Here is a 22475-nt window from a genome sequence, read left to right on the forward strand (position 1 = left end):
CTCACTGCCATGGACAGCAGAACGGCTGCCATCATCTCGATCAGCCAACGGTACAACGGCTTCATGTACCGTTGCGCCGCCGACACGAATTACACCATGCTGGTGCTGGAAGGGAATTTCGAGAAACTGGTCGGCCACCCAGCCAGCGCGGTGTTGAACAATGCCCAAATCACTTTTGTATCGCTCATCCACCCAGACGATACGCAGCGGGTGGACGACCTGATTGGCCAGTGCGTTGAGCAGCGCCAGAACTGGTCGCTGGACTATCGACTGGTGGCCAAAAACGGGAAAGTGATCTGGGTCAACGAACAAGGCGGCGGGGTGTATGACGACCGTGGCGAGTTGCTGTACCTCGAAGGGCTGGTGCAGGACATCTCGGAGCGGAAGTCCCTGGAAGACCGCAACGCCCAACTGGCTCAGGAACATCAGGAAAAAATGAAGGCCGTGGTTGACGAAACCATGAAAATCCTCGACACCCTGAAGATGCTGCGCCTGCTTTCCATCAACGCGTCCATCGAAGCCGCGCGGGCCGGTGAAGCAGGCCGGGGGTTTTCGGTGGTGGCGTCTGCGGTGAAAGAGCTGTCGGACACCACCGCCAGTGCCGCGGCCCGTATCCAGAAACTAACGGCCCGTGAACGTGGAGGTCAAAAATGAATCCGGTCGCGATGGTGACGGGCGCGGGCAGCGGGATCGGCAAAGCCTGTGCGCTGGCCCTGCTGGCCGAAGGCTGGCAGGTGTTTCTGGTGGGCCGCCGCGAGGACGCCCTGCGGGCCACCGCCCGGTCGGGTGAAGGCCTCAAAGGCATGGCCCACATCGCGCCTGCCGATGTGAGCAACGAAACCGAAGTGGCGCATGTGTTTGCCGCCATCCGCGAGCGCTGCGGGCGGCTGGACCTGCTGTTCAACAATGCGGGCATTTTCACCCCCACCAGAACCCCGGACGAGATGGCGCTCGAGGACTGGCGGCGCAGCGTGGACGTGAACCTCAACGGGGCGTTCTACTGCCTGTCGCACGCATTCCGGCTGATGCGTGAACAGTCCCCCCAGGGGGGTCGTATCATCAACAACGGGTCAATCTCGGCGCATACCCCGCGCCCGGGCAGCATCGGCTACACCGCCACCAAGCACGCCATCACCGGCCTGACCAAAGCCGCCGCGCTCGACGGCCGGGCTTTCGACATCGCCGTTGGGCAGATCGACATCGGCAACGTGGCCAGCGACATGACCGAAAAAATGGCCGACGGCATCCTGCAGGCCGACGGCAGCGTGCGCCCCGAAGCCCGCATGGACATGGACGCGGTGGTGCAGACCTTCATGACCATGGCGCGTCTGCCGCTGTCGGCCAACGTGCTGTTCACCACCGTCATGGCCACCAAGATGCCCTTCGTGGGCCGGGGCTGATCAGACCGGTCACGCCTGTCAGGCGGTTTCCTGCAGCGTGTCGCCCAGCGCGCTGACCAGCCGGTCGATCTCGGTCTCGGTGCTGATGAAGGGCGGCGCGAGCTGGATGGTGTCGCCCCCATAGCGCACGTAAAAGCCCTTCTTGTACATGGCCATGGCGACCTCGAATGGCCGCTTGGCCGGCTCGCCCGGCACCGGCAACAACGTGATGCCGGCCGCCAAGCCGAAGTTGCGGATATCGCCCACGTGCTTCGCGCCTTTGAGGCCGTGCACCGCCTGCTCGAAATGGGGCGCCAACTCACGCACCCTCTCGATCGAATGCTCGCGTGTCATCAAGTCCAGCGTGGCGATGCCGGCCGCACACGCCACGGGGTGGGCTGAATAGGTGTAGCCGTGCGGGAATTCCAGCATGTAGTGTGGACCACCGGCCGCCATGAAGGTGTCGTATATCTCGCGCGTGGCCACCACGCCGCCCAGCGGCTGCACACCGTTGGTCACCTGCTTGGCGAAGTTGAGGATGTCGGGCGTCACGCCGAAGGCCTCGGCCCCGGTCCAGGCCCCACTGCGGCCAAAACCGGAAATCACCTCGTCAAAAATGAGGAGGATGTCGTTCTGCGTACAAATCTCCCGCAACCGCTGCAAATAACCCTGCGGCGGAACCACCACCCCCGCCGAGCCCGAGAACGGCTCGACGATCACCGCCGCGATGTTGGACGCATCGTGCAGGTTGATCAGGTTCAGCAACTCGTCGGCCAGTGCCGCGCCGGGGTAAGCCCCGGCAGGCTCGGCGGGCGGCATGCCCCGGAAAAAAGACCCGTTCGGCGGCTGTGTGTGCGGCAGGTGATCGGCCTCCACCCCCTGGCCGTACAGCTTGCGGTTGGCCACGATGCCGCCCACCGAAATGCCGCCGAAGTTCACGCCGTGGTAGCCCTTGATGCGACCGATCAGGCGCGTCTTGCTGGCCTGGCCTTTGGCCCGCCAGTAGGCGCGCGCCATCTTCAGCGAGGTGTCCGCCGACTCAGAGCCCGACCCCGTGAAGAAGACGTGGGTCAGCCCCTTGGGCATGCGCTCGACGATGCGGTTGGCCAGCTCGAACGACAGCGGATGCCCGAACTGGAAAGCCGGCGAGTAGTCCAGCGTGGCCACCTGGCGCGCCACCGCCTGAGCGATCTCGCTGCGGCAGTGGCCCAGTCCGGTACACCACAGCCCCGACAGACCGTCGAACAGCTGCCGCCCATCCGAGGTGGTGTAGTAAGCTCCCCGCGCCCCGCTGATCAGGCGTGGATCGGCCTTGTACTGCCGGTTGCCGGTGTAAGGCATCCAGTGCGCGTCCAGCCAGGCGGCATCGGTTCTGGGCGGCATCTCCGCCGAGGTCCGGAACGTGTTGCTGAGGTGCTGGCTGTCGGTCAGGTCCATGGCTGTAGGGTGGCATTTGAGAAAACTTCATGGTAGCCACGGCCGGGCCACACCACAAGTCCATTCACCAAGCCCTGACAGGCACCACCAGAGAGGCACCACCACTGCCCCTCGTATAGTGTGACAATGCGGGCATGACCACCCGTTCATCGACCCGCTTGTCGACCGCCGCCTTCGCCACGCTGCTGCTGATCGCCTTCATGATGGGGGCCAACCACGTGGCGGCCCGCATCGCCTTCGACCACGGGGTGGACGTGGCCACCGCCGTCACTTTCCGCAGCGGGGTCACGGCCGTGGTTGTCGGCGTGCTGCTGCTGGTCTATCGGGTCCCCCTGCGTCTGACGGCTCGGCACCGCAAAACGCTGCCCCTCATCGGGGCGCTGGTCGCCGTCCAGAGCCTGTGCCTGTACGCTTCCGTTGCACGCCTGCCGGTGGCGCTGGCGCTGCTCACGTTCAACACCTATCCCCTTTGGACGGCGCTTTGGGCGCGGCTGCTGTACCGCGAGCGCCCGGAACCGGCCGTCCTGCGCGCGATGCCGGTGATCATGCTCGGCCTGGCGCTGGCACTGGATGTGCTAGGTGCAGCCTCAGGCCTGGGTGCCGGCGGGCATTGGCGAGCCATCGGCTCGGGCGTTGCGTTTGCCATGGCGGCAGCCGCCACCTTCGGCCTGGCCCTGGTGCTGACCCAGCATGAAGCCGGCACCCTGGACGGCCGGGTCCGCACCTTCACCACCATGGCCATCGTCGGCGTATTGGCTTTCGCCGGTACGGCCACGCAAGGCGGCCTGCACATACCCACGGCCCCGGCCGGATGGGGCGGCCTCCTGGGCCTGACCTTTCTGTACGGCACCGCCTTCACCATCATGTTCACCGTACTGCCACGGTTGGGCGTGGTCGGCAATTCGGCGATCATGAACATCGAACCGATCTTTGCCCTCGTCCTGGCCTGGGCCATCCTGGGCCAGACGGTGGCAGCGGTTCAGGTGGTCGGTGGCCTGCTGGTGGTCGCTGCGGTCATGTGGCTGGGATTGCGCAAACGTTAGTCCAGCGGCAGGGCGCTGGTGCACTTCACCTCGTCCAGGCACACGCTGGAACGCACCCCGTTCACGCCGGGCAGCTGCGCCAGCGTGCCAAGCAAAAAGTCGGACAGCGCCTTCAGGTCCCGCGCCACCACCTTGAGCACGTAATCGAAGTCGCCGGTCACGGCGTAGCACTCCTGCACCTGCGCAAGGCTGCTGATCACGTCGCGAAACTTCACCACCTCGCGAATGTGGCCGCGCTCCATCGTCACGTGAACGATGGCCAGCACCCCAAACCCCACCTTGCTGGCATCGAGCCGCGCTTCATAACGCTTCACATAGCCCCGTTCTTCCAGGCGCCGGTGGCGCCGGTTGCACTGTGCCGGCGACAGGTGCACGGCCTGGGCCAGCTCCAGATTGCTCACCCGGCCATGGGCCTGCAAGTGGGCCAGAATGCGCCGGTCTGTCTGATCCAAATCAAACTCACGCAACATCATCTCGTATTTGCCCCAAAAAATAGCTTAAAGATTTTGACAATCATGGCAAACCCACGCCAATTATGCAAACCCATTGCATTGACAGTCGCATAAAGTTTCGGCTTCAATTTGATTTGTAGGAGCTGCAACCATGGCCGACCTCTTTGACAACCCCATGGGCCTGTGCGGGTTCGAGTTCGTCGAATTCGCCTCCCCCACCCCCAACGTGCTCGAACCCCTGTTCGAGAAAATGGGCTTCACCCTGGTGGCCAAGCACCGCTCCAAAGACGTGGTGCTCTACCGCCAGGGCGGCATCAACTTCATCGTCAACCGCGAACCCAAGAGCGAAGCCGCTTACTTCGCAGCCGAACACGGCCCCAGCGCCTGCGGCCTGGCCTTCCGCGTTCGGGACTCGCACAAGGCCTATGCCCGCGCGCTGGAACTCGGCGCCCAGCCCATCGAAATCGCCACCGGCCCCATGGAGCTGCGCCTGCCCGCCATCAAAGGCATCGGTGGCGCGCCGCTGTACCTGATCGACCGCTTCGAAGACGGCAAGAGCATCTACGACATCGACTTCGAATTCCTCCCCGAGTTCGAAGACCCCGCCAGCCGCAACCCCGTGGGCCATGGTTTCAAGGTCATCGACCACCTCACCCACAACGTCTACCGTGGCCGCATGGCCTACTGGGGCGCGTTCTATGAGCGGATCTTCAACTTCCGCGAAATCCGCTACTTCGACATCAAAGGCGAATACACCGGCCTGACCAGCCGCGCCATGACCGCGCCCGACGGCATGATCCGCATCCCGCTGAACGAAGAAAGCGGCAAAGGCACCGGGCAGATCGAGGAATTCCTGATGCAGTTCAACGGCGAAGGCATCCAACACATCGCCCTGCTGACCGACGACATCATCGCCAGCGTGGACGCGCTGCAAATGGCCGGCATTCCGCTCATGACCGCCCCCAACGACATCTACTACGAGATGCTCGAAGAGCGCCTGCCCGGCCACGGCGAGCCGGTCAAGGAACTGCAGGCCCGCGGCATCCTGCTCGACGGCTCCACCGCCAACGGCGACAAGCGCCTGCTGCTGCAGATCTTCAGCCAGCCGGTGCTGGGCCCCGTGTTCTTCGAGTTCATCCAGCGCAAGAACGATGAGGGCTTCGGCGAAGGCAACTTCAAGGCCCTGTTCGAAAGCCTGGAGCGCGACCAGATCCGCCGTGGGGCGCTGAAGGTCGAACCCGTCAGCGCCTGACCCCTCCCTCCACGGGCCGGCAACGGCCCGCTGCCTACTGCACGCCATGAACAAACTCGAAGGTCCCGCCCTGAAGGCGCAACTGGCCAAAGTGCCGCGCTGGCACTTCGACGCCGACACCCTGTCCATCGAACGCCGCTTCGTCTTCCAAGACTTCAACGAAGCCTTCGCCTTCATGACCCGCGTGGCCATGGCCGCCGAGGTGCGCAACCACCATCCGGAATGGTTCAACGTCTACAACCGGGTCGATATCACCTTCACCACCCACGACGCCGGCGGCCTGACCGAGCGCGACATCGACTTCGCGCAGTGGGTCGATGGCATCGCGGGTGAAGCCGGGAACTGACATGATCGCCGACGCCCCCACCAAGCATGGCCTGGCCGCTGGCGAAGCGGGCCGCCCCGACAGCCCCGACTGGACCATTCCCCAGGGCTGGGAGCGCTACAGCGCCGAAGAGCACGCCATCTGGCGCACCCTGTACGAGCGGCAGATGCGCATGCTCCCGGGCCGGGTGTGCCAGGCGTTCGAGGCCGGCATGAAAGCCCTGCCCATCGCGCACGACCAGATCCCGGACTTCCGCCGCCTCAGCGACGTGCTCATGAAACACACCGGCTGGCAAGTGGTGGCCGTCCCCGGCCTGGTGCCCGACGACGTGTTCTTCGAGCACCTGGCCAACCGGCGCTTCCCGGCCGGACAGTTCATCCGCCGCGCCGACCAGCTGGACTACCTGGAAGAGCCCGACGTGTTCCACGACGTGTTCGGCCACGTGCCCATGCTCATGCACCCGGTCATGGCCGACTTCATCCAGGCCTACGGCGAAGGCGGCCTGCGCGCCCAACGGCTGGGGCACCTGGAACAACTGGCCCGGGTGTACTGGTACACGGTCGAATTCGGTCTGGTGGAAGAAGCCAGCGCCCTGCGTCTGTACGGCGGAGGCATCGCCTCGTCCTACAGCGAAAGCCTGTTCTGCCTGGACTCACCCTCACCCAACCGCATCCGCTTCGAGCTGGAGCGCGTCATGCGCACCCGTTACCGCATCGACGATTTCCAGGAAACCTATTTCGTCTTGCGCTCGCTGGACGATTTGCTGGAACTGGCCAAGGTGGACTTTGCCCCGCTCTACGAGCGCACCGCTCAACTGCCCCCACTGGAGCCGGGCGACGTGCTCCCCACCGACGCGGTGCTGCACCGCGGTGACGGCAGTTACCACCGCGCCCGCCAGCGCGCCTGACGGACGGCCTGACGGTCGCCTCACACGCTCAGCCCCCCAGGTCCTGCCGCAGCAGCGCCTGCACCTGGGCGTCCAGGGCCGCCAGATCGCCCTCGTTGTGAAGCAACCGTGCTTCGGCCTTCTCGTCGGCAGTCACGGGTTCCATCCAGGCGCGCTGCCGCTCCATCACCGCCAGGCCCGCATCCGAAGGGTCGCTCCCGTGCCGCTCCCGCTCGACCAGCCGCTCGGCCATGAGGGCTTGCGGCGCATGGCAAACCCACAAATGAAACGGCACCCCGGCCGTGGCCGCCAGCGTCCGCATCTGCAGCCGCTCCGCCCGGCGCAGGCTGGCGGCGTCCAGCACCACCGAGCAACCCGCCGCCCAAGCGGACTGTGCTGCCGCCATCAGCCGATCGTAGGTCTGCCGCGTCAGGTCCGCGCTGTACCAATGGGCCGCCTGCGCCGGCGTGGGGCGGGCCGTCGGTGCCACCCCCAGCAGGCGCTTGCGCTCCACGTCGGAACGCACCCGCACCACCGGCCGCCCGTGCGCGGCCAACGCGTCGCGCAACAGGCCCGCCACGGTGGACTTGCCCGATCCGCTCACACCCATCATCAGCCACAGGCCGGGTGCCGGCGGCGGCTCCACCAGGGTCTCCAGGCAGCGCCAGTAGCGCCCGAACGCCTCGGCCCCACCACTGCCCAGCAAGGCCACATGGGCCCGCACCAGCGCGCGGTAGGCGGCGTAAGGCCGCAGGCCCCGCAACCCGTCATGGTCCCCGGTACCGTCCAGGTAGCCACTCACGAAACGCCAGGCCAACGCCGGCTCGTCGTGCGCGAACAGGTCCATGAAGGTGAAAGCGGCATCGTTGATCACGTCGATGCGGCGCAGGTCCGCATCGAACTCGATGGCGTCGAACGCCATGACCCGCCCTTGCCATTCGATCAAATTGCCCAGGTGCAAGTCGCCATGGCACTCGCGCACCCACCCTTGGGCATGCCGCGCCGCCATCCAGTCCTGCAAGCCCGAAAATTCGCCCAGCAGTCGCTCGCCAACGGCATCCACCCTGTCGGTGCTCACCGCTGCCGGGCGCCCAGGGTGCTGGCGTATGGCGTTTAGGCTGTCTCGCACCCACAGCGGGGTAGGCTTGGCAGGTGGCGCGTCGGCAGGCACAGGTGGCAGCGCTCCGTGAAAAGCCGCCACATGCGCGGCCAGGCGGTCGATCAGCCCCGGCGTCAGCTCTCCCCGCGCCCAGCGCTCGGCCAGCAGGGCCCCGGCGTCGAAACGGCGCATGCGCACCACCCAGTCCAGTGCCCGGTCGGCTCGGCTTTGCGCCAGCGCCGCCTCCGGGTCCGCCTCAAAGACGTGCCACGGCACACTCAAGGGCAACACATCCACATAGAGTTCGGGCGCCGTGCGCCGGTTGATGCGCCACTCCTCCTCGCAGAAATGCCGCCGCCGCTGCACCGTGGAAAAATCCAGGAATGAAAGCTTCAGCGGCTTCTTCACCTTGTAGGCCCACGGCCCGGCCAGCAACACGCGCGAGATGTGGGTCTCGATCACCCGGTGAGGGGCCGGCGGCTCCTCACCCGCGGGGCCGGTGGCAGCAGCTTCAGTGCGGTTCATGTTCCATGCTAGAATAGCAGCTTATTCCCCGATAGCTCAGTCGGTAGAGCGCCGGACTGTTAATCCGTAGGTCCCTGGTTCGAGCCCAGGTCGGGGAGCCAAATAAATCAAGCACTGAGTCCACTTTTGTGGGCTTTTTGCTTTTCCGGGTGTTCTACAAAAGCGCTTGTGCCACCACTTCAAGCCTTTTGTAATACCACTTTCTCTCAAGACGAGGGTCCGCGCGCGGCGAACCCGGGGTCTTGTGCACTGTGGCGTGAATCAAACACCCAGCTCACACGCAGGCCATCCCGAGCCTGTGTCTGGCCGCTGGATGATTCAGCGGAACTGCTCGGGGTCAGGAGTCCTCGGGGGGGCGATGCCTTCAACTCCGCAAACTTGGCAGACATGGTGGGGTTGCCTTTGGTCAGCTTCTTGATGTCACGTCCTGGGCCTTGTCGTTGGCCAGGCGCAGGTTGCGGTCGGCGCCCAGCAAGGCGTCTTTGGTCTTCTGCGGTGGAAGGCGTCCGCAATGATTGAAACCGCTCATCGCTCAACGGCGCCTTCCCGGCGGCAGGATTTGCGCGTGCTGAAGTGGCTACGCCACCTCGGTCATTGCGAGGTTTTGAACGAGCCCACATCAGGCAAACCGCTGCTGAATCTGCCCTTCAAGGATGCTCAGCTTCTCGACGATCGAGTCAAACGCAAAGGCATCTCCATAGAACATCTGGGCTGACAGCATGGCTTGGTAGTCACGGCGCAAGGCCTCCAGCAGGGTGCTGTCCGGCACCAGCCGCAGACCGCCCTGAAGACAACGCTCGTAATGGCTGAAACTGCTTCGGTAAAACGTTTCCTTGATGCGCAACACATCGGCCAACAGGCTCGCATCCTCCAAGGCTGTGCGTCCCACCTCGTGGTCCGCCAACTTGGCCAAGTCGTACCAATGCCGTGACAGCCTCTGCGCACTCGGCCTCAAGGCTGGCCGGTGGCATTCGACATGCATCAGGGTAGCCTTTTCCCAGAACGTGCGCACCGCCGACAAGACGTTGACCTCGGCCACAGGCAGCCCCAAGGCTGGCACATGCTCGGCAATGTCTGGCACGACAGATACCGTGTTTTGCGGCAGCGTAGAGTTCCGCCCCCCAAACTCGATCAAGATGCTGGGCTTCAGATAGCTGTCGGCGTTTTCGACGGCGCTGGGGTAGTACACCCAAAGCTGCTCGCCATCAGCTCCCATCTCCAGCTTCACAGTCTGATCGGGCAATGCTCTGGACAGTTGCGCACGCAACGCAGGCACCAACTCTTCGACCAGATGCGTCGTCAAGGCCGCCTTCAGCGCTTCGGACAAACGGCTGCGCTGGCTGTTGCTGGTCAATGTTTCCAGTGCAGGCACATCGGGCAGCAGGCTGCGGTAGTCCACCGTCACGTCAATGTCTTCCGAAAACCGCTCGATGGCCCGGTACACCTTGGACAGGGATGTCCCCCCCTTGAAGGCCATGGGTTTGCAGCAAGGCAAGCGGAACAAGGCGTCCAGCACCAAGCACAGCCAGATGTCCTTTTCCAGGATCTCGGCTCGCCGCCCCATGACTGTCGCCAGGCTCTGCAGCAGCTCTGCCTGATCCCGAACGTCGAGGCCAAAGTAGTGTTCTTGGTGACGCTCAGCCATGAACGGTCACCCCTTCCTCGTAACGGAGCAACGCATCAACCATCCAGCCCGGCATGGCCGATTTTGCCTGCCGCAAGGCCTCGAACTCCGCCTTGGGCAACTTGCGAGCCATGTGGGCAAAGGTGTCTGGCGTGACTTGTCCGCGCCCGAGGTACCACAGTGCCGACAGGGCCTGGCCAGCAGGCCGTCCAGCCAGCACCAGTTTGCGTGCTGCCACATGCTGCAGCCGCACTTGCAACTTGCCCAGACGCACGTTGTGCGACGAACCCGTGGTGCAGAACACCGGCTGGGCCGGTACTTGCGTGCTCAGGCCGAAGCGACGCGCCGCTTCCGCTCCATGCACTTCGATGGACGCGCCCTCCGCTGCCGCCACGGCCTGAGCCACGGCTTCGGGCGCAGGCATGCTGACCAAACCAAAGCGGTTGCGCTGAGGCACCATATAAAGGCCACGACCGATCCGCTCCAGCACCCCCGCCTTGGTCAGACGCGACAGCGCCTGGTCGATCGACGCACGCGGCCCCATGCCCGCCAATAAGGCGGGCGTGAACGGCTGCCCGGCAGGCAGCTGTGCGAGGCGCTCGCGAATGGATTGGGTGATGCTCATGGTGGCTCGCTGATGTCAGAAAATTTATCAAAATATCTGACAATTAGCAACTCAGTCCTCAGTACCCAGCCCCACCAATCCCTTGCAGGGCCCATTGACTTTCAGTGCGATGGTCTGCGACAGTCGATGGCCCAGTTCGCGGCGCGCTTTGTCTATGGCTTCATGCACGTAAGCATGCGCGTGGCGCGCTTCTTGCCTTTCTACGAAGTATTCGTAAAGGTTGTAGTGCTCGTCCTGGACGCCGCCAATCCCGTGGCTGAACAGGTGCGCCCTGACCTTGTCGTCAACCTTTTTGCTGGTCAAGTAGGTTTCAAAGGTGCGTCGAATGTCTCGCACGTCGAAGTCCCTTTTGATGACACCGCGCGTCAACATTTCGAGTTTGATGGACAGCACCTTGCGCCCGCTGGTCGTGAACAGGTAGGGGGTGTCGTGCTCTTGCCGTATGCCCCGCAATCTTGATCAAGCCTTTGGCAGGCCCTTCCAAAGGCACCAAGTGCGCGCGCCTGGGTTCTTTTGCCTTTAGAGGGCCCCACAACATCACGGACTCGCGATCCTCAGGCTGCGCCGCCCCTTATTCAGGTTCGATACCGGCGGCTTTGACCACCCGACCCCACTTGGCGGCTTCCTCGGCCTGAAACTTGGCCAGGCCTTCCGGCGTGGTGGGGAACGGCTCCCCACTGGTCGCGGTGAAGAATTGCTGCACACCCGGGCTCTTCAGGGCGTTGTGCAACAGGCCGTTCAGGCGCTGCACCACAGGTGCCGGTGTACCGCCAGGCGCATAGGCTGCAAACCAGTATTCCATTTCGTAACCCGGGACACCGGCTTCTGCGATGGTGGGCACACTCGGCAGGGCCGTCATGCGCACGGCAGTGGTGACACCCAGGGCGCGGAGGTTACCCGCCGTCACCTGCGGCACCCCCGTGGAGGTATCGGTGAACATCATCGTGACCTGACCACCGAGCAAATCGCTCACCCCCATCGGGTTGCTGCGGTACGGCACGTGCAACAACTTCAGGTTGGCCATCTGCTGGAACAGTTCACCAGCCACACGGCTCGACGCGCTTCCACTGGCAAACGACAACTTGCCCGGTGCTTGACGGGCTGCCGCGAGCACGTCTGCCACGGTCTGATAAGGTGAGTCCGATTTCACCACCATCACCATGCCCCCCTTGCCCAGACCGGTGATGGGCGCGAAGTCCTTCACGGGATCGTAGGCAATACGCTTGAACAGGTGCTCGTTCGCCGCGTGCGTGGTGTTGGTCGCGATGATGACGGTGTAGCCATCCGCCGGGGCGCGCGCCACCTGCTGGGCGGCGATCATCCCACTGGCCCCGGCCTTGTTGTCGATCACCACCGGCTGACCGGTTTGCTCCGTCACCGATTGAGCCAGGGCACGGGCCAGCGTGTCTGTCGCGCTGCCAGCGGCAAACGGCACCACAAACGTGATGGGCTTCGTAGGGAACGTCGCCGACTGCGCCCAGGCCAGCGGGGCCATCATCAAGGCCACGGCACCCAGCAGGGCGTGGCGGCGGTGCAGTCGGGGAGGTGTCGGGAATTTCATGGCTGGTGTCTCCTTGCGGTTGAAAAAACGAAGATTACGTGACAGGGCCACGCAAGAGGGGTATCAAATGGCGGGGCACAACCATTGACACCATCAACAGGTGAAACGACAGCGCCTTGCCATGGCTGTCCAGGTTGAGGGAATCATTCACCCCACCATCGAGCACATCGTCCAACACGAAATTGAATGCGCCCAGTCGTGGCAGGTCATAGCGCACCACGGCCCGGGGGCGTCGAAAAGCAAAATGGGCTTGCACCCGATCGGCCGTAAGCTGTTCGGCAATCAGCGGGTAGAACGCCTGATCCCACGCAATCACGCTGATGTTGGAGCGGTTGCCCTTGTCGCCCGTGCGCCCATGGGCCAACCGCCAAAGCTCCACCATGACTTCAGACACTCTCATCCTCCATCCAGACGTGACGGGTCGTAATCAATTCTCGGGGTAGATAGCAAGAGACCATACCCAGGGTCGGGCTCAGGCGGGTGCGAACCCCACCTCCGCCGGCCGGTCCACAGGTATACAGCGCGGTCACTTCGCGCAAGAGCCTCTGCGCGAGAGCAGGGTTGTCGTCACGCAAGGCCAGGCGCAAACGCACATCGGTGGCGTGCTGCGCTTCGGTCGCCGCCATGAGCACACCTTCATCGTCGGCAAGCACACTGCACACCCCGATCAGGTCGGCGCGCAGCCGCACCCCCGCCCCCATCCGCTGCCGCACCACGTTGGCTGCCAGCCGGGCCCGCTCTTCGGCCCGCACACCGGCGTACGAGATTTCGGCCTCGGCCAGCCATCCCGAGGCAAAGCACAAATTGACCTTCAGGGTCTCGGGTCTGGGGTGACCGCGCACGCCGCGCACCCGCACTCGGTCCGGACCCAGTTCCTCCAGTTCCACCTGGGTGATATCGGCCACCACGTCGGGCGTGAGGTAGGCACTCGGGTCGTGTACCTCATACAGCAACTGCTCCGTCACGGTGTGCCGGTCGATCACCCCGCCGCTGCCCATCGGCTTGCCAATGATGCAACTGCCGTCGTCGAACAACTGTGCCACCGGGTAACCCAATCGGGCCAAGTCGGGCACCTCCTTGACACCGGGATCGGCATAGTAACCACCGCTCACCTGGGCGCCGCACTCCAGCAGATGCCCAGCCATGGTGGCGCCAGCGAGACGATCCCAGTCGTCGCACCGCCAGCCGAAGTGGGCCCATGCCGGTCCCAGCACCAGCGCCGGATCGGCCACGCGGCCCGCCACCACGATGTCCGCCCCGGCCTTCAACGCATCGGCTATCGACGCCGCGCCGATGTAGGCGTTGGCGCTTACCAGTTGCCGATCGTTCAGGGCGCCTGCGCTGGCTTGCTGCAGAGCGCCTGCCCACTGCGGCCCGCTCACGTCATCCCCTTCTACCACCGCCACCCGGGGCCTGCGCAACCCGAGTTCCCGGGCCAGTTGCAGGATACGACGCGCAGCCCCCACAGGATGGGCTGCGCCAAAGTTGCCCACAATGCGTATGCCATGCGCCAGACAGGGACGCAAGACGGGGCGTAGCAGTTCATCGAGCAGGGGCTCGTACCCGCCACTGGGGTCTTGGCGCCGCGCCAGCTGGGCAAGCGCCAACGTGCGTTCGGCCAGGGTTTCGAAAATGAGCACCGAAGTGCCCCCCAACCGGACCAGCTCCTCGACCACCGGAAGGGCTGCGTCCACACGATCGCCAGAAAATCCCGCGCCTGAACCAATGAACAAAGAGGGTGTGCCAGACATGCACTCGACTCTAGAGGCTCATCACTTATCTGTGAAGCCTGAATTTCAGATATATTGATCTATCATGTCGATCAATCTTTCAACACGGGAGCTGCGCGCCTTCGTGGTCCTGGCCCAGCAACGCAACTTCACCCGGGCGGCCGCCCTGTGCCACCTGTCGCAATCCGCGTTCTCGGCCTTGATCAAGGGACTTGAAGAGCATGTGGGCGGACGCCTGTTCGACCGCACCACGCGGCAGGTGGAGCTGACCGTAGAAGGTGAAACCTTCCTGCATGCGGCCCTACGCCTGCTCAAAGATACCGAATCTGCCGTGGCCGATGTTCGTGACCACGTGGCCCGCAAACGTGGGCGCGTGGCCTTGGCCGTGCTGCCCTCCCTGGCAGCAGGGTGGTTGCCACCCCTGCTCGCCCAGTTCCACCGCCGTTATCCCGGCATCGAACTGGATCTAGCCGATGTCCTTTCCGACGTTTGCATCACCCGCGTCCGATCTGGGCAGGCCGATCTGGCCATTGCCGCAACGCGAGGCGATGCCCCCGAGCTTCGAACACTGCCCTTGTGTACCGACGCTTTTCACGTCGTGTGTCATCGGGACCATCCCTTGGCACAAGGCAGCGGGCCGGTCAAGCTCAACGAACTTGCCCCCTACCCCCACATCCACCTCGCGCGCTCCAGCAGCGTGCGCCAATATGTGGACATGGCTCTTTACCCACACACCCTGCAAACGTTCCTTGAACTCGAACAGCTGAGCACCGTCGCCGCCATGGTGAAGGAAAACCTGGGCGTGACCATTGTGCCGTCGCTGACACTGTTTCACTTCGCCGACGCTCACTTGCGCACCCGTCCCATTCGGGCTGCCGGACTCAAGCGCCGCTTGTTCCTGATCCACCGTGCCGACAGGGCCCTGTCATCCGCTGCACAGGGAATGCTTGACCTGCTGATGCAGCACAAACCTGGGCCGATTCCCGGTCGGCCTACCACCCAAAAAACCGCACCACCTCGTCCCTTTGGGCCAGGGCGTCCTGGCGGCCCAGTGCCGTGAGCTCGCGCGTGTAGGCTGATTCGAACAGCAGGTAGCTCAACAGCGCGCTGTCCTGCCGGGGGCCCTGCTTCGCCTTGGGGCCGAGCACCTGCAGCAGTTGGCGCACCGTCGCGGGCAAGGCATCGGCGTGCCGGGCGGCCAGCTCATCCAGCCGCTGCGAGGGGGCGATGAGCAACAGCTCGATCGGCCGCAGCCGGGTACGGGCCTGCAGCTCCGGCGGCATCAAGCTCAACGTGTGGTTGATGCGCCGCAGCCGCTCCACATCCGCCGCCAGCGTGTCCAGGAAAATGCTCGACAGGGCATGCCCCGCGATCTGCGCCAGCGAAGGGTATTCGGGGCGGTCCTGCCGCGGCTGGGGCGGCTCGGCCATGCGGCCCGCGCCAATCACCAGAATGCGGTCCGCCCCCAGGTGAATGGCAGGCGAAATCGGGGCCGTCTGCCGCATGGAGCCGTCGCCGAAATAGGCCAGGCCATGCGGCCCCTGCAACGGCACGGCGGGAAAGACGAACGGAATCGCCGCACTTGCGAGCAGGTGGTCCACCGAAATCTCGCCGCGCAAAGCCAGCCGCTGGTTGCGCACCCAAGGCTCGGCTTCGCGGCCGCTTTGGTAGAAGGTCACATGCTCGCCGCTGGCGTAGTTCGACGCCGTCACCGCCAGCGCCTGCACCCACCCTTGCGCCAGGTTGGCGGGCAACCGCTCCCACTCCAACTGCTCCAGGAGCAGCTGGCGCAGCGGTTCGTTGTCCAGCAGGGAACGCGGGCGCCAACGCCCGCTCATGAACAGCCACCCCAAGCCCAGCAGGGAAAGCCAGCGCGCCCCGGAGCGCAGCATGTCGAACCACTCGGCCCGGTACACCTGCTGCACGTGAAAACCCTCCCACACCGCCACCAGGCGGCGCAGGGTCTCGTCGAACGCATGGGCACCGCAGGCCAGCGCGGCCGCGTTGATCGCCCCGGCCGAGGTACCGCAAATCACCGGGAACGGGTTGCCCCGGTCGGTGGCGTGCTCCCGGCGCAGTTGCGCGATGGCATCGAGCACGCCCACCTGGTACGCGGCCCGCGCACCTCCACCACTCAGAACCAGCCCCACCGTCTCCGTCATGGGGCCATCATAGGCAGCCTCGGGCGCCGGTTCAATCCCGGGTCTTGCAGGTGCTGATGCCGAACGGCAGGTACGCCGGGCACCAGCCCAGCGCCGCCGTCACGATCGGCACGATGCCGATGTACCCCCACACCCCAATGACCCCGGTGGCCGCCAGCACGATCAGCAACACGCCCACCACCGCACGCAGCACGCGATCCCATCCACCCACATTCGGTTTCATAAGCCACTCCTGGTTGAAGGACACACATTGAACACACCCCATATGGTATGCCTGTTGGGCTGGATTTCACTGATTTTTCACAAATGGGCCTTAAGGTTGTCGGCGTCAGTGACCCACTCTCCTTTCAACCCAGGACTTCAGCGATGAACCCCATCCCCTCCAACCTCGTGATCGACAACGGCGACGGCGACGAGCCCATGAGCAACACCAGCGCCAACCGGCACTTTGCCGACGTGCTCAACGTCCACCTCAGCCGCCGCAACGCGCTCAAGGGCACGCTGGGCGCCTCCATCGCGGCCCTGTTCGGCGGCGCTGGCCTGGCGGGCTGTGCCACCACGGCCGGCACACCGGCGGCTGGCCGCTCCCTCATCGGCTTCAAGGCGGTGCCCGTGAGCAGCGCCGACACCGTGGTCGTTCCCCCGGGCTACAAGGTGCAAACCCTGGTTCCCTGGGGCACCCCGCTCACCGGCCACCTGCCGGCCTTCGACCCGCTGCGCAACAGCGGCGCCGACCAGGGCCACCAAGTGGGCAGCCACCACGACGGCATGCACTTCTTCCCCATCGAAGGCAAAGACCCCTACAACGGCAGCTCCACCGAAGGCCTGCTCGTCATCAACCACGAATACGTGGAGCCGCGCTACATGCACGCCTCCGCCGTGGGCCAGAAGCTGGGCCGCGACGCCGTGCCCGCGCTGGTCAACGGCAAGCGCCCGGCCGACGAATGCCTGAAAGAACTCCATGCGCACGGCGTCTCGGTCATCCATATTCGCCAAGAAGCCAACGGCCAATGGGGCGTGGTGCAAAGCCGCCTGAACCGCCGCATCACCGGCCTGACGCCCATGGACATCAGCGGCCCCGTGCGCGGCACCGACTTCGTGAAAACCAAGTACAGCCCCGACGGCACCCGCACCCGCGGCACGCTCAACAACTGCGCCCACGGCGTCACGCCCTGGAACACCTACATGATGGCCGAGGAAAACTGGGCCGGCTACTTCATCAACCGGGTCAACGCCAGCGGCCGCACCCGCGAACAGTCGCGTTACGGCGTGCGCCACAACGAAAGCCGCCCCGCCACCTCCCGCTACGGCTGGGAACTGGCCGACAGCGGTGCCGACGAATACACCCGCTTCAACGTCACCGCCCAAGGCGCCAGCCCCACGCAGGACTACCGCAACGAAGCCAACGGCTTCGGCTGGATGGTGGAGTTCGACCCCTTCAACCCCAACAGCACCCCGGTCAAGCGCACCGCCCTGGGCCGCTTCGCCCACGAAGGCGTGATCTTCCAGCCCGCCGTGGAAGGCCAGCCGGTGGTCTGCTACTCCGGTGACGACGCCGCCAACGAATACATCTACAAATTCGTCTCCAAAGGCGTGTACCGCCAGGCCGCCGGCGTGGCCAACGGCGCCCTGCTCGACGAAGGCACCCTGTACGTGGCCAAGTTCAACGACGACGGCACCGGCCAATGGCTGCCGCTGGTCTTCGGTCAGGGCCCGCTGACCCCGTTCCGCTTCAACAGCCAGGCCGACGTGCTGGTCAACACCCGGCTTGCCGCCGACACCGTGGGCGCCACCAAAATGGACCGCCCGGAATGGGGCGCCATCGACCCCCAAACCGGCCAGGTGTATTTCACCCTCACCAACAACAGCGGCCGCACCACCACCGACAAAGCCAACCCCCGCGAAAAGAACCGCTGGGGCCACATCATCCGCTGGACGGAAGCCGGCAACAACCCCACCGCCACCACCTTCAAGTGGGACATCTTCCTGCTCAGCGGCCCCGAAAACGACTCCCTGTTCGCCGGCAAGCCCCTCAACGCCGACCAGATCCACAACAGCCCCGACGGCCTGTGGTTCGACAAGGACGGCCGCCTCTGGATCCAGACCGACATCAGCGAAAGCTCCATGAACCAGGGCGACTATGCCCAGTTCGGCAACAACCAGATGCTCTGCGCCGACCCGCGCACCCACGAGCTGCGCCGCTTCCTGGTTGGCCCGCTGGGGCAGGAAATCACCGGCGTCGTCACCACGCCCGACGGCAAAACCATGTTCGTCAATGTGCAGCACCCCGGCGCCACCACCAGCGCCGACGACTTTGCCGCCGGCAAGCTCACCGGCACCTGGCCCCACCAGGGCCGCTATGGCCGCTCGGCCACCCTGGTCATCACTAAGGAGGACGGCGGCGTCATCGGCACCTGAGGCTGCGTTCTGGCGCACAATCAAGGCACCCGGTATTCCACCAACAGCCCGAGCATGCCCAACCCAGACATTCGCTGGCAACAACGCCTGGCCAATTACGGCAAAGCCCTTGAGCGGCTCACTGAAGCCGTTCAACTGGCGCAACAGCGCCCCCTCTCAGAACTGGAAAAACAGGGCCTCATCCAAGCCTTCGAATTCACCCACGAGCTGGCCTGGAACGTGATGAAAGACTATTTCGTCTATCAGGGCAACAACAACATCACCGGCTCACGAGACGCCATACGGGAGGCATTCAAACAAGGCTTGGTCAGCGATGGCGAGGGCTGGATGGAAACCATCAAAAGCCGCAACCAGACTTCCCACACCTACAACCAGACGATTGCCGATGACATCGCCAAACGGGTTTGCGAAAGCTATCACACGCTCTTCAAAGCATTTCATCAACGCATGCAAAGCCTGTCAGCGTCGTGAAACCGCCTTGCGCCAGCCAACTTGCACCCAATGCCCCGTGGCTCCCCGAGTCGGGGCTTCCCGAACATGCTTGGCTCAAGTTGCAACAGGTATTCGAAAACACCCCCCAAGTGCAAAGGGTGACGCTGTTTGGCTCGCGCGCCCAGGGCAAGCACCGTGCCGGCTCGGACATAGACCTGTGTGTCCGGGCACCAGGCATGGCAGCGCACGAACTCTGGGTACTCGATGCGGCAATTGACGACCTGTTGCTGCCTTGGAAGGTGGACCTCCTGCTGGAACACACCATCGACCATGTCGAACTGCTTGACCACATCAGGCGCGTGGGGCGGCCATTCTATGTACGCCATGCCCCCGGGCTTTAAACCCCAGGGCTTCAACAGGCCGTTGAAAAGCCCCCATGACGCCGCCGTGGGCCAGAAGCTGGGCCGCGACTGTGCCGCCGGCCAGCCCACCGGCACCTGAGGCCCCCACACGGTTCGGGAAAGCGCGCGGGGTCAGCCCGCGCATTCACACCGCCAACGCCTTCGGGCTTGGCGGTTTTTTTTGGGGTTGGAGTCTTTGCAAAAGTCCCCCAAAGGAAAGCCCCTCGCAGCACGGGGCTGGAGGGGCCGTCGAATCGCTCACAGCGGGCGCTCAGCCCAGCCCATGCGTCAGGGCTGGGCAGCGTGCGATGAAGAAGCGGAAAGCTTGGCTATGGCGCAGGAGCTTATAGAGCTGCTTATCCGTTGTCAACGTCTATTCTGTCTGCACTCCATCTCGGCTGCAGGTGGTGGTTTCCCAGTCACAAGTGATCCTTGTGGGGCCAGCATCGCGGGCAACGAACGTTACTTCACCGTCCAGATTCTCAATACCTTCTGGGTTTGCATTGCCTGCAACGACGCGGGCACAGGCATTGTCGTTGCGAGTTGCTTCATAATCTGTCGGGTCTAGTCCAGAAATAATTGCAGCGGCCCGTCCTTTGACATGTGCCGACGCCTCGGCCAAACAGGCGTTGATGCGCGAACGGTTCACATACTCGGTGTATTGCGGAATGGCAATGGCGGCCAGGATGCCGATGATCGCCACCACAATCATCAGTTCGATCAACGTAAAGCCTTGCTGGGCACGTTGTTTGAGTGTCATGGGTTTCCCCTCCGAAAAGTTGGTTGAACAACCCCAAAGTGCTTGAGGCCGTTTGCGTATAAGCATCAAGCGTGCCAGCCTGTGGCGGCCGCGGCCCAGCCCTGCCGCAGGCGGCCAGGCGGGGCGGCGGCCACGGCCCAGCATCAACATTTCACCTCAAACTTTGAGGTTTCCGCCCGCCCCCTCGGCCTCCTGCTATGATGGCCCGCATCACCATGGGAGAGAGGGACGATGCGGCGTCAGACCGCGACACGGCCACATGGGCTCACGCTCACCGAATGCCTCGTGGCGCTGGCGCTGCTCGGCATGCTGGCCGCCATCGCGCTGCCGGCCCTACATCCTGCCCCACCAAGCCGTCTGTTCGGCCTCACGGCAATCGATCCGCTCGGCTTCCATTGGCGCAGCGCCGGCCGCAACCACCGGCTGGAGGAGACCGGCCTCCTGCTGGACGCCCCGGTCTGGCTGCCGACGCTCCAGTGGTCCGCAGTGCTGATTCTCTGGGCCGGTGACGCCTTGGCTTACACCCCTTACCCCCTCTACCGGCTCAGCCTTGTGGCTGACGGTGACGTCGTCCTCAAAAACCTTTCGTCGCTTGTCAGCGCACACCTGTCGGGGCCAACGCACAAAACAGCTTTTCCCCTATTAGGATCACCTGAATTGGAGAATCACCGATGCCAGTCGAAATCCACAGAAAATCCGGCTTCACTCTGCTGGAAATGATGATCGTAGTTGCAATAATCGGCATTATTGCCAGCATTGCCATCCCTGCCTATCAAGAGTATGTGAGACAGGGAAGGCGGGCGGCGGCCGCTGCCGGCATCCTTGACATTGCACAAGACCTGGAACGCTGGCGATTGAACAGCCCCAGTTATGCGGGTTGCCCATCAGGCACAGACAATAACCAGTGTGGTACGACAGACGTGGATTTTGTGAGCTTTTCCGTTTCCAATTTGTCGGCCACCACCTACACAGTAACCGCCACCATCTCTAACGACAACACGTGCCCAACGATGTCTATCGACCAAAGCGGCATCCGAGGCGGTAATGCCGCCTGTTGGAAAAAATGATTCGGATAGGGAAGACCATGCATCGAACGAAGCTCATGGGATTCACACTGGTGGAACTGTTGGTCACCATTGCAGTTATTGCAATCATTGCAAGTGTATCGGCCCCCTCTTTCCTGAGCATGCGTGACCAAGCGCGAACAAGAGCTGCCGCAGAAGCGGTGTTCGCACAAGTTCAGTATGCTCGCACCGAGAGCATTAAACAAAGCCGTGATCTCTGGGTCACAGCCGCCCCCGGTGTCAATTGGTGCATTGGTATATCCAACGCTGCAGGTTGTGACTGCAACACAGCCGGATCCTGCCAGTTTGGCCCTGCCGGGAACCTGATGGAACACAATATCAGATCGGTCGACTTTTCAGGGATCACATTGGATGCAACAGCCACGGAAATTCAGTTTGACAGCCGCCGAGGCATCGTGAATGGAACGGGCAACACACTGACCGTTTCTGGCGCCGGGGGTTATGAGGTGAAAATCATCACCTCAAAACTTGGCAGGGTTCGAATGTGCGGAGATGTTGGCGGAGGCATACCGTCATGTTGAACCCTTCCATAGATTTCCCATCGCCATCCCGGCAACGCGGAGCCTCCCTCATCGAACTGATGGTTGGCATGGTAGTAGGGCTGTTGATCATAATTGCTGCAGCAGCTACATATCTGACTACAAGCCTCAGGGTCAGAGATACGCTCAATGCAGCCAAACTCAACATGACATTGAGAACCACAATGGATGTGGTCGTCGATGAAATTAGACGCGCGGGCTACAGCGCCTCCGGCGGGGTCAACAATCCATTCACCAATCGAAATCCCGGAAGCTTTTCTGATCTTATCGTCACCAATAACGGTAGCTGTATCGAATTTTCATACGATATGAATGCCGACGGACTCCTGGCCAACTCATCACCTTTCGAATATTCAGGCTTTCGTGTTCAGAATGGCATATTATCGATGCGGAATGGCGGGCCCGGCATTGTGAACAACTGCACCAATGGAAGCTGGGAAGCACTGACTGATGCCAATCAGATTATCATCATTCCGCATTCGAGTGGCAACCCATATTTCACGGTAACGTACCAGTGCATGAACACTCAAACTTCAGAATCTGATAATGAAGCCTGTACAGGAGGCGGCACTGTTTTCGATCAGGCAGCCGCTGGAAAACCAGTTGATTTATTAGAGACGAGGACTGTATCTGTCAATCTAGGTGCTCGGCTGGCCAGCGACAACTCGATGCGCATGGATTTGAGTCAGCAGGTTTTGGTACGCAACCACAGAGTTGTTGTTGCAGGAACACCTTGAGAA

General features: G+C 63.3%; 27 protein-coding genes and 1 tRNA gene. 15 read left to right on the forward strand and 13 right to left on the reverse strand.

Annotated features, from left to right (window positions below):
- The first annotated feature begins 9 nt into the window (after positions 1-9).
- Together HZS63_RS14095 and HZS63_RS01955 are read left to right on the forward strand one after the other, a co-directional pair.
- Positions 10-654, forward strand: coding sequence for a PAS domain-containing protein (locus HZS63_RS14095; RefSeq protein WP_219339048.1), 645 nt, complete (start codon positions 10-12; stop codon positions 652-654).
- Positions 651-1400 carry an SDR family oxidoreductase gene (locus HZS63_RS01955; protein WP_180682334.1) on the forward strand — a complete coding sequence of 250 codons (750 nt, stop codon included), beginning with the start codon at positions 651-653 and terminating at the stop codon, positions 1398-1400. Before HZS63_RS14095 ends, HZS63_RS01955 begins: the two co-directional genes overlap by 4 nt.
- Before the next feature lie 18 nt (positions 1401-1418).
- Here HZS63_RS01955 and aptA read toward each other — a convergent pair whose 3' ends face one another.
- A complete protein-coding gene (gene aptA / locus HZS63_RS01960; protein ID WP_425505903.1) occupies positions 1419-2816 on the reverse strand; it encodes an omega-aminotransferase AptA in 1398 nt (465 codons plus the stop codon).
- Between the two features lie 134 nt (positions 2817-2950).
- Here aptA and HZS63_RS01965 point away from each other — a divergent pair, with 134 nt between their 5' ends.
- Complete coding sequence (locus tag HZS63_RS01965; protein ID WP_180682335.1) at positions 2951-3859, forward strand: DMT family transporter; 909 nt, start codon at positions 2951-2953, stop codon at positions 3857-3859.
- Here HZS63_RS01965 and HZS63_RS01970 read toward each other — a convergent pair.
- Entirely contained in the window at positions 3856-4332 is a 477-nt protein-coding gene (locus HZS63_RS01970; protein ID WP_425505904.1) for an Lrp/AsnC family transcriptional regulator, read from the reverse strand. The genes HZS63_RS01965 and HZS63_RS01970 overlap by 4 nt on opposite strands.
- A 130-nt stretch (positions 4333-4462) precedes the next feature.
- On the opposite strand from HZS63_RS01970, the gene hppD reads away from it, so the two are divergent.
- Genes hppD through phhA form a run of 3 tightly spaced genes read left to right on the forward strand, consistent with a single transcriptional unit; the run spans position 4463 to position 6795 of the window.
- Entirely contained in the window at positions 4463-5563 is a 1101-nt protein-coding gene (hppD, locus tag HZS63_RS01975) for a 4-hydroxyphenylpyruvate dioxygenase (protein ID WP_180682337.1), read from the forward strand.
- 46 nt (positions 5564-5609) lie between these two features.
- Positions 5610-5909: a 4a-hydroxytetrahydrobiopterin dehydratase gene (locus HZS63_RS01980; protein WP_133595405.1), complete on the forward strand. Its 300-nt coding sequence runs from the start codon at positions 5610-5612 to the stop codon at positions 5907-5909.
- Position 5910: 1 nt separating this feature from the next.
- A complete protein-coding gene (phhA, locus tag HZS63_RS01985) occupies positions 5911-6795 on the forward strand; it encodes a phenylalanine 4-monooxygenase (protein WP_180682338.1) in 885 nt (294 codons plus the stop codon).
- A gap of 28 nt (positions 6796-6823) precedes the next feature.
- On the opposite strand, the gene HZS63_RS01990 is transcribed toward phhA, so the two are convergent.
- Complete coding sequence (locus HZS63_RS01990) at positions 6824-8398, reverse strand: bifunctional aminoglycoside phosphotransferase/ATP-binding protein (RefSeq protein ID WP_180682339.1); 1575 nt, start codon at positions 8396-8398, stop codon at positions 6824-6826.
- A gap of 25 nt (positions 8399-8423) precedes the next feature.
- On the opposite strand from HZS63_RS01990, the gene HZS63_RS01995 reads away from it, so the two are divergent.
- Positions 8424-8499 (forward strand) — tRNA-Asn (locus HZS63_RS01995).
- A 305-nt stretch (positions 8500-8804) separates the two neighbouring features.
- On the opposite strand, the gene HZS63_RS14100 is transcribed toward HZS63_RS01995, so the two are convergent.
- The 7 genes from HZS63_RS14100 to HZS63_RS02025 form a co-directional block, all read right to left on the reverse strand.
- Positions 8805-8927, reverse strand: coding sequence for a hypothetical protein (locus HZS63_RS14100; RefSeq protein ID WP_281364020.1), 123 nt, complete (start codon positions 8925-8927; stop codon positions 8805-8807).
- 90 nt (positions 8928-9017) lie between these two features.
- Positions 9018-10043, reverse strand: a complete 1026-nt coding sequence (locus HZS63_RS02000) for a nucleotidyl transferase AbiEii/AbiGii toxin family protein (protein ID WP_180682340.1) — start codon at positions 10041-10043, stop codon at positions 9018-9020.
- Complete coding sequence (locus HZS63_RS02005) at positions 10036-10647, reverse strand: DUF6088 family protein (RefSeq protein ID WP_180682341.1); 612 nt, start codon at positions 10645-10647, stop codon at positions 10036-10038. Before HZS63_RS02005 ends, HZS63_RS02000 begins: the two co-directional genes overlap by 8 nt.
- Positions 10648-10698: 51 nt before the next feature.
- The gene (locus HZS63_RS02010; RefSeq protein WP_180682342.1) at positions 10699-11040 is read right to left on the reverse strand and encodes a site-specific integrase; all 342 of its coding nucleotides are present in this window, start codon (positions 11038-11040) and stop codon (positions 10699-10701) included.
- A gap of 178 nt (positions 11041-11218) precedes the next feature.
- Complete coding sequence (locus HZS63_RS02015; protein WP_180682343.1) at positions 11219-12208, reverse strand: Bug family tripartite tricarboxylate transporter substrate binding protein; 990 nt, start codon at positions 12206-12208, stop codon at positions 11219-11221.
- Between the two features lie 34 nt (positions 12209-12242).
- The gene (locus HZS63_RS02020) at positions 12243-12608 is read right to left on the reverse strand and encodes an AtuA-related protein (protein ID WP_180682344.1); all 366 of its coding nucleotides are present in this window, start codon (positions 12606-12608) and stop codon (positions 12243-12245) included.
- Entirely contained in the window at positions 12595-13959 is a 1365-nt protein-coding gene (locus HZS63_RS02025; protein WP_180682345.1) for an acyclic terpene utilization AtuA family protein, read from the reverse strand. Before HZS63_RS02025 ends, HZS63_RS02020 begins: the two co-directional genes overlap by 14 nt.
- A gap of 64 nt (positions 13960-14023) precedes the next feature.
- Here HZS63_RS02025 and HZS63_RS02030 point away from each other — a divergent pair, with 64 nt between their 5' ends.
- The gene (locus tag HZS63_RS02030; protein ID WP_180682346.1) at positions 14024-14998 is read left to right on the forward strand and encodes a LysR family transcriptional regulator; all 975 of its coding nucleotides are present in this window, start codon (positions 14024-14026) and stop codon (positions 14996-14998) included.
- Here HZS63_RS02030 and HZS63_RS02035 read toward each other — a convergent pair.
- Complete coding sequence (locus tag HZS63_RS02035) at positions 14931-16100, reverse strand: patatin-like phospholipase family protein (protein WP_180682347.1); 1170 nt, start codon at positions 16098-16100, stop codon at positions 14931-14933. The two genes, HZS63_RS02030 and HZS63_RS02035, sit on opposite strands and share 68 nt — an antisense overlap.
- A gap of 31 nt (positions 16101-16131) precedes the next feature.
- Positions 16132-16323 (reverse strand): YgaP family membrane protein, encoded by a 192-nt coding sequence (locus HZS63_RS02040; protein ID WP_180682348.1) that lies wholly within the window; start codon positions 16321-16323, stop codon positions 16132-16134.
- 143 nt (positions 16324-16466) lie between these two features.
- Between HZS63_RS02040 and HZS63_RS02045 the strand changes: the two genes are divergently transcribed.
- The 3 genes from HZS63_RS02045 to HZS63_RS13950 are packed head-to-tail and all read left to right on the forward strand — an operon-like array spanning position 16467 to position 19351.
- Positions 16467-18518: a PhoX family protein gene (locus HZS63_RS02045; RefSeq protein ID WP_180682349.1), complete on the forward strand. Its 2052-nt coding sequence runs from the start codon at positions 16467-16469 to the stop codon at positions 18516-18518.
- Positions 18519-18572: 54 nt separating this feature from the next.
- Positions 18573-18989 (forward strand): nucleotidyltransferase substrate binding protein, encoded by a 417-nt coding sequence (locus HZS63_RS02050; RefSeq protein ID WP_180682350.1) that lies wholly within the window; start codon positions 18573-18575, stop codon positions 18987-18989.
- A complete protein-coding gene (locus tag HZS63_RS13950; RefSeq protein WP_180682351.1) occupies positions 18986-19351 on the forward strand; it encodes a nucleotidyltransferase family protein in 366 nt (121 codons plus the stop codon). The genes HZS63_RS02050 and HZS63_RS13950 overlap by 4 nt, the downstream gene beginning before the upstream one ends.
- A gap of 373 nt (positions 19352-19724) precedes the next feature.
- Here the strand turns inward: HZS63_RS13950 and HZS63_RS14210 are convergent, their stop codons facing one another.
- Positions 19725-20111 carry a prepilin-type N-terminal cleavage/methylation domain-containing protein gene (locus HZS63_RS14210; RefSeq protein WP_180682352.1) on the reverse strand — a complete coding sequence of 129 codons (387 nt, stop codon included), beginning with the start codon at positions 20109-20111 and terminating at the stop codon, positions 19725-19727.
- Positions 20112-20342: 231 nt separating this feature from the next.
- On the opposite strand from HZS63_RS14210, the gene HZS63_RS02065 reads away from it, so the two are divergent.
- From HZS63_RS02065 to HZS63_RS02080, 4 genes are read left to right on the forward strand one after another with little or no spacing between them, the layout of a single operon-like run.
- On the forward strand, positions 20343-20831 hold the full coding sequence (locus HZS63_RS02065; protein ID WP_246316081.1) for a prepilin-type N-terminal cleavage/methylation domain-containing protein: 489 nt from the start codon (positions 20343-20345) through the stop codon (positions 20829-20831).
- Entirely contained in the window at positions 20783-21178 is a 396-nt protein-coding gene (locus HZS63_RS14110) for a type IV pilin protein (protein ID WP_219339049.1), read from the forward strand. Before HZS63_RS02065 ends, HZS63_RS14110 begins: the two co-directional genes overlap by 49 nt.
- A 35-nt stretch (positions 21179-21213) precedes the next feature.
- Positions 21214-21717 (forward strand): GspH/FimT family pseudopilin, encoded by a 504-nt coding sequence (locus tag HZS63_RS02075; RefSeq protein WP_180682354.1) that lies wholly within the window; start codon positions 21214-21216, stop codon positions 21715-21717.
- Complete coding sequence (locus tag HZS63_RS02080) at positions 21711-22472, forward strand: prepilin-type N-terminal cleavage/methylation domain-containing protein (protein WP_180682355.1); 762 nt, start codon at positions 21711-21713, stop codon at positions 22470-22472. Before HZS63_RS02075 ends, HZS63_RS02080 begins: the two co-directional genes overlap by 7 nt.
- The last annotated feature ends 3 nt before the right edge of the window (positions 22473-22475 follow it).

The sequence above is a fragment of the Tepidicella baoligensis genome (assembly GCF_013432195.1).
Classification (GTDB): domain Bacteria; phylum Pseudomonadota; class Gammaproteobacteria; order Burkholderiales; family Burkholderiaceae_C; genus Tepidicella; species Tepidicella baoligensis.